Origin of the sequence: Myroides injenensis M09-0166, from assembly GCF_000246945.1 — a bacterium.
Taxonomy (GTDB): domain Bacteria; phylum Bacteroidota; class Bacteroidia; order Flavobacteriales; family Flavobacteriaceae; genus Flavobacterium; species Flavobacterium injenense.
Window position 1 is genome coordinate 1 of the sequence record NZ_BAEX01000121.1, and the last position, 7,288, is coordinate 7,288.

6 protein-coding genes are annotated in these 7,288 nt (G+C 29.7%); all 6 read right to left on the reverse strand.

What is annotated here, in order from left to right; genetic code table 11:
- Positions 1-35: 35 nt before the first annotated feature.
- The 6 genes from RH98_RS14220 to RH98_RS14250 all read right to left on the reverse strand — a co-directional run bounded on the left by RH98_RS14220 (position 36) and on the right by RH98_RS14250 (position 7,200).
- Positions 36-953: a DMT family transporter gene (locus tag RH98_RS14220; RefSeq protein WP_010256487.1), complete on the reverse strand. Its 918-nt coding sequence runs from the start codon at positions 951-953 to the stop codon at positions 36-38.
- Between the two features lie 893 nt (positions 954-1,846).
- Entirely contained in the window at positions 1,847-3,052 is a 1,206-nt protein-coding gene (locus RH98_RS14225; RefSeq protein ID WP_010256491.1) for an MFS transporter, read from the reverse strand.
- Between the two features lie 85 nt (positions 3,053-3,137).
- On the reverse strand, positions 3,138-4,061 hold the full coding sequence (locus RH98_RS14230; RefSeq protein ID WP_010256495.1) for a helix-turn-helix domain-containing protein: 924 nt from the start codon (positions 4,059-4,061) through the stop codon (positions 3,138-3,140).
- Between the two features lie 523 nt (positions 4,062-4,584).
- Entirely contained in the window at positions 4,585-5,643 is a 1,059-nt protein-coding gene (locus tag RH98_RS14235; protein ID WP_010256499.1) for a 3-oxoacyl-ACP synthase III family protein, read from the reverse strand.
- 588 nt (positions 5,644-6,231) lie between these two features.
- A complete protein-coding gene (locus tag RH98_RS14245) occupies positions 6,232-6,540 on the reverse strand; it encodes a hypothetical protein (protein WP_010256506.1) in 309 nt (102 codons plus the stop codon).
- Positions 6,541-6,654: 114 nt separating this feature from the next.
- The gene (locus RH98_RS14250) at positions 6,655-7,200 is read right to left on the reverse strand and encodes a HugZ family pyridoxamine 5'-phosphate oxidase (protein WP_010256509.1); all 546 of its coding nucleotides are present in this window, start codon (positions 7,198-7,200) and stop codon (positions 6,655-6,657) included.
- Positions 7,201-7,288 lie beyond the last annotated feature (88 nt).

Consider the following 7,288-nt stretch of genomic DNA (forward strand, 5'->3'; position numbering starts at 1 on the left):
ACCCTTTGTCTATATATATTACTAGAGATATAAGACTATATCTCTGGCTCTGGTAAAACTTTCTTTTTAATTTTAGTTAATAGGAGGATTGTTGTTATTATACATAAACTTCCTATCCAATCCATCTTATCAAAATGTACTCCAAAATAGGTTATTGCTATTATAGTTGCTGATAAAGGTTCTGCACAAGCAAGTAAGCTTGCTCTTTGTGGACCAATATTTTTAATAGCTGTTAGGAATATATAGAATGGTATTAATGTTCCTAAAAATATAATAAAAGCAACAACTAAATAAGTGTCTGTATCCCAAATTCCTTCTAAATGATGAGGTGGATGAATTGCACTCATTGCTATTCCGGCAATTAACATACTCCAGCCTATTATCACAATAGGACTATATCGATTAAGTAAATGCACTGGCATAATAGTATAAGCTGCTAATGCAATTGCAGAAGTAATTCCCCAAACAAAGGCAGTAGGAGTTATATTTAGTTTGTTAATATCACCATGTGTAACTAATAAAAAAGTACCTAACATAGCTAGACCAATTGCTAGAAATTCTATAGGCTTAGGCCACTTTTTTAATCTTAATGCTAAATAAATAGCTATAAAAACAGGACCTATATACTGCAAGACAGTAGCGGTAGCTGCATTAGAATGTAGGATAGTGACAAAATAAGTATATTGAACGGTCAACATACCGAATACCCCAAATAATACTAATTGAACAGCATCTCTTTTATTCTTCCAAATATTAATAATATCTGGATTTTTTTGAAGCATACCAAAAACTAGCATTAGTATTCCCGAGATTAATAAACGAACTGTAACTAGCCATTCTGCATTAAATTCTTTTTCTGTGAATAGAAATTGAGCAAATGTGCCTGATACCCCCCATAGCATCGCAGCGAAAATCGCAGATGCAAAGCCTAAAAATTTTTTATTTGATTGCATTTTTTACAACGTACTTTAAGTACATTATTTAGTTATAAATAGAGTGAATTAATATTTACTTTTTGTAAGTGAAACGACAATGCAAAATTAGTGCTTTATACTTGCTTAAAATGATAAAAATATTACCTCTAAGATGATTTATTTAGTCACTAGTTAAGATTGCTTTTGTATTGATAAAAGTTTATATATATTAAGTTTTTGTTGTCAATAATTTAATTATTGTCCTTTTTATTCTATTTTGGTTGCGAATAAAATAGAAGTAAAATGTTAATGAAATTAAATTTTCTACTGAGGCCGTCTTGACTTTAGTAAAATAAAAAAGAGTTATAGAAGTTTCAGAAGACTAAAAACTCAAGAGGACTTCATCTTATTATCGCTCATCCAATTCATTACATCCGTTTTGTTTTTAAACTTTTTAAGAATTAATCATCTAATTATTCAAAGGTTTTTTTGAAGTGAAGTACCTAAAATGTTTCTTGGGATTAAGTATTACACGTATGCCTTTATTACTATAGACGATATGATTTTTTCAACAATGCGTCAACAGTTCTTCAAGATTCCTTCAACAAATAGCCTTCTATATGGAGCAATCATGGGGAAGTGTTGAAGAAGTGTTGAAGGATTTCGCTCTAATGCTTATGAATACTAGCTTTGGCAAGCATTACGATTTTAACTCAATAGATTGTTTTTTAGGTTAAGGTGTTGTTATTTAGTTAGTTGTGATTTTTTGGGTTAAAAAAAAGTGAGGTAGTATTTTTTTGTTCAGATAGCTAAAAGTTTTACTGAAAACCTTATGGAATATTGCTATGTAAAAGATCTATTTGATAGAAGTTTCATTCTTAATATAACATAATAAAAAAAGGGATGCTTTTCAATAAACATCCCTTCGTTTTCTATTTATGTGTAGCTAATTTATTATGAAATTTTGCTATTGTGAGAATTGCTATAAATAATAATACTGACATTGATAAATAACGGTATCCTAGATCTGTAGATGTTGTAATATTTCCTGTCGAAGAAATAATATAACTAGTGATAGAGGTAATGACATATACTAATCCTCCCATTAGCCCACCTGCTGTTCCTGCATTATTAGGAAAAAATAACATTGTTGAGGTAAAAAAGTTATTAAACAAGATACCTGAACAAATGTGGATTAGGAATAAGAAGAAAATAAGTATGGCTAATTCATTCCATATAGCTGTAATAACGAGTAGGAGTACGATCAGTATAATTTGTATCAAAGAAGGGGGAGTAATACGCTTCTTAAAGTTAAGATGCATTCTTCTTTTTCCTATTAATCCTCCTATCATCCAAGATACCCCTAAAATTAAGGTGCAATAACCAATGGTTACAGAATCAAATTTAAATGTATTTTCTATAATAAAAGGTCCTGAAATATTAAATATCATTACAGCTGAATAACTAAGACCTAAAATTATAATTCCTAGAATAAACATTTTGTTCTGGAGCATTACCTTATAAAGTGATAGCGTATCCACTAGGTTGAATTTTTTCTTTTCAGGGATACTTTCGCCACTTATTAATAAATCTAGTATTAATAATACACTAGAGTAGATTGCTAAAAATATAAAGTTTGCATGCCATGAAAATATTTTTTCTAAATACCCACCTAAGAAGGGAGCCAATATTGGACCACATGACCAGACAATCGTAAAATAACTAAGATAGTATGCTCTTTTCTTTTCGTCGTATATATCCATAAATATGGCTCTTGTCGCTACTACTAATATTGCTATTGCAATACCTTGTACTATACGTAACAAACAGATAATAGAAATATCATTTAGATAAGTAATACTAATATTAGTGATTATTAATAATAGCAATGCGACTAAGCGGGGCTTGTATCGACCAATATTATCAAGTAAACTTCCTACAAATAGTTGTGAGATACCATAACTTAAAAGATAGCAGGTTAGGGTGAGTTGTATTTCTTTCTCAGATACAGCAAGACCGCTTGCCATAGATGGGAATGATGGTAAATAAATATCGGTTACAAAACCAGATAGGGGTATTGAAAAAAAAGCTAGAATAGTTGCTAGTTTCTTTCTTTGAGGAGAAGCCTCTCTAAGCATATAAAATATTTGTGAGTTTAGAGCACAAATTTAAAAGTATAAAGATAATCTCATATTAAAAAAGTCAAAGGCATAATTATAAAAATCAAATATTGCTATGGGATATTCTAAATTGCTTTGGTGTTGTTTTTGTTTGTTTTTTAAAGAAATTATTAAAGTAGGAAGGTTGATCAAAGCCTAAGGTATATCCTACTTCGGCAATGTCCCAATTTGTATGAATAAGTAAGTTTTTAGCTTCTTCTAATATTCTTTCTTTTATTAATTGAGAAGTTGTTTTATTAGTAGCTTTTTTGATAGAAGCATTTAAGTGATTGACATGTATATTTAAGAATTTAGCATAATCGGTTGGCTTTGTTAATTGCAAAGGATAAGCAGGAGAATCTAAGGGGAATTGCTGATTTAATAGATTGTCAAAAAGTCTATATATTCGAGTAAAGCTATTATTTAAAGTAATATCTGTATCCTCCACTTTTAATTGTAAAGCTTGATGTAATAAAAGAGAAAGTAAGTTTTTTATCATTTCAAACTTTAATGGATACTCACTAGCAGCCATATCATACATATGTTTGAAATAAGTGTTAGCTAATTCTACTTGTTCTTCGTCTAAAAAAATAAGTGGCTTGCTCCATTCTTTGAATAAGGAGCTTTTTTTAAAAATATCTAGCGAAATATGTTCATTAAGAAATTCTTGATTAAATAAACAAAAATATCCACTTTGTTCACTGCTAATGCACTTCCATTCAAAAGGTATGGTTGGGCAAGGCAAAAATAATGCAGGTTTATCAATTATAATACTGTGCATACCATATTTGAGTTCTCCAGTCCCAATAATTAAACTGACTTTGTAGTAATCTCGTCTATTGAATGGCGTTTTGAATCCACAAAATTTGCGAAGATTAATATTAAAATGCGATTTACCGCATTCGTAATTATCTACAGCAAGTGCATGGTTTTTTATTAGATTGGGATTGCGGTAATAGTCACTAATCGTCTCTAAGGTATGACTCATCGTTATGATTTTTTGAATTGTAAAGTTATAAAAATCAAATACTAGATTTTTAAAATAATAATAAATTCTAATAGTAAGAATACTTTTTATTAAGAAGATGGCATGCATCTTGTTGGTTGAAGATAGGTTAAGAAGTGTATTTTTATTGCCTTATTACTAGGCGTGAGTAATTTATTCGAAATAAGAAAGTACGTAAATTTTTGTATTTTTAATGAATTATTTTATTTTTGAAAGTAAAAGAATCAAACATTATAATCAGTGAATATTAAAAATAAAATATTATTAATTGTTTTCGTCATTGTTACTATCTTACTAATTATAGATTTGTTTGATGTCTTTGATTCTGGTATTGTTAGGATAAGTTGTTATATCCTTTTACTTATAATAATGGTTGTTTTTTTCTTGAATAGAAAAAACAGAAGAGAAGTATGAAAAGTAATTATTTTTAGAATAAATAGATGTTGTAAAAGAAATAGGCTGTCAATTACTTGACAGCCTATTTTAATTTTTTAAGTATTGCATGTTATAGTTGATATACAAAAGCGTTAATATTCATTCCTGCTCCTACTGAAGCAAATAATAAAATATCTCCTTTTGTAAAGGTATGATTCTCTATTTGTTTGTTAACGATCATATCGTATAGGGTAGGAAGTGTTGCTACGCTACTATTACCTAGTTTTCGAATATTCATAGGCATAATATTTTCTGGCATTTCCATTTCGTATAACTCATAGAAACGTTTGACAATAGCTTCATCCATTTTTTCATTTGCCTGGTGAATGATTACTTTTTTAATTTTTGATATATCAATCCCACTTTTGTCAACACAGTCTTTCATTGCCTGTGGTACCTGAGTTAGAGCAAATTCATATATTTTGCGGCCGTACATTTTAATGTACTTAGTATCTGGATCTAGATCTGGATTATAAGATTTACCGAAGTGGATATAGTTCGCCTCCTCAAAAGTATAGCTTGCATTACTTAAAGATAGAATTCCTCCAGGCTCATCTGTGAGTTCAAGAACTGTTGCTCCTGCACCGTCTGCATATATCATTGAATCGCGATCGTGTAAATCGATTACACGTGATAATGTTTCCGCACCGATGACTAAACATTTTTTAGCTAAACCTGATTTTAGCAATGCATAGGCATTAATTACTCCCTGTAGCCATCCAGGACATCCAAAAAGAACATCAAATGCAACACAGTTAGGGTTTTTAATTCCAAGATTATGTTTAACGCGTGATGCCAAGCTAGGTACTATATCTGACTGAATAGTCCCATGTTTTATATCACCAAAGTTATGTGCAAATATAATATAGTCTAATGTTTCAGGATTAATGTTGGCATTTTCAATAGCTTTTCTACTAGCTATTGTGCCAATATCAGAATTAGTTAAGTTGTCTTCTACATAACGTCTTTCCTCAATTCCTGTAATTTGTTGAAGCTTTTTAGCTATTCGTTCATTATTGTCTTTTAAGCTTATTCCGTGTTCATCTCTAAAGTCAAATTGGTCGAAGTCATTGTTTGTTATTACTTTAGTAGGGATATAACAACCTGATCCTGCAATTTTAATATTCATCATGATAAATGTTTTATTAATATAGTGCAAAATGAAACTATTCATGAAAATAGTATTTACATTTATTTTGCATTGGGACTCCTAATTTAAGAAGATTATCAATATAAAAACGTTATGTTTATTATTTTATTATACTTAAATAGTATTTTGTAAGTAATTATTATTGAGTGAGTGTCTAGGATTATTGCATATTATTGAATAATCAGTCCTTTGTAGCGTAATGTATTTTCGTTTTCGTAAAAAACAGGTGTTTTTGTAAAAGAAAGTATATAATTCCTCCCGCACTATAACATAATACATCCAAGTAGTCACCTGTATATCTGTGATGATGTTGAGGTAAATACCATTCAAAATAAATAGAAAAATATAGTGTAACTGCTATAATCATAAGCGGAGACAGAATAAAGTTTTGCTTTTTTAATAACCTAATGAGAAGTAAAATAGTCCAACAAGTAAGCGGAATTGCTAGTAAGTCATTTAAGTAATTATTGATAATGGTAGGCAGCGGAATTGCTATACGTTGAAATATATAAACTATTGTTGCAATAATTAGCATAATGAAAAAGGGGATATGTTTTTTGCTTGTCCTCATGCTACAATTAAACTCATTAACCATGCGATAAACATTGCAATAGCCATTACACCTATCCAAATAGCATTAAGTATTGTAAATATTAACCGTATTAATACATTGGGATGTCTAGACATTTTTATAAATATCTTATCTATTTTAGAAGGTTCTTTTTCAAGTTCTTCTTTCAATCGTTTTTGTTCAATATGTTGTCTTTCTAACGTACGTTTTTTTATTACGCATAACACAGCACCGCAGTATTCACACAGCTCTGTGTTTTTGTTGAATTTACCACATTCAGAGCACCTAATATGTACTTGACTCATTTATTGAACTTTTAATGTTACTAAGAATAGTATTCAAATCTACGCCTATTAATACAAAAGAAAAAGCCTTTACATCATGGATATAAAGGCTTTGTTATATTGTTTCTTAATGTATTATTTTTGTTCTACATTATGTTGACCGTGAGCACCTCTTCTGTGTTCCATAACTTCTAGGTTTTCATCTACGAAGTATGCACTACCAAATCCATTTACATAAGATCCTTTGATAGGTTTAAAATTAAACATGATGAAGTCTTCAAGATTATCTAAGATCTCAACTACTTTACCGTGTCTATCTCTTAAGTCTTGGATAGCCTTGTCGTATAAAGGGTTTTCTTTTTCTATTAATTCAGCTTCAGTTTCAATTGTTAATCTGTGACGAGCATATAATTGTTTTGAAGAACTCTCGTCTTCTACAAACATGAAAGATACTTTTTTTCTATCTCTTAAGTTTTTTGTATGCTTAGCCATAAAAGAAACTAAAACTTGGAAATCATTACCTACACGTGAGTAAGGAGCTGTACTAACTAGTGGAGTTCCGTCTTCATTAATAGTAGCTATCATTACAGATTTTACTTCATTAATTAATTCTTCTACTTTTGGAGCTTTAGGTTTAACCTTTTTTTGGTCAAAATTTGGGTTTATAGTATTTGAACTCATAGGGTATCTATTTTAATGTTTTGCGAATATAATAAATTATTTAAACCAATTAAAAATAATAGATCGCTTTATCATTTCAATTAACACT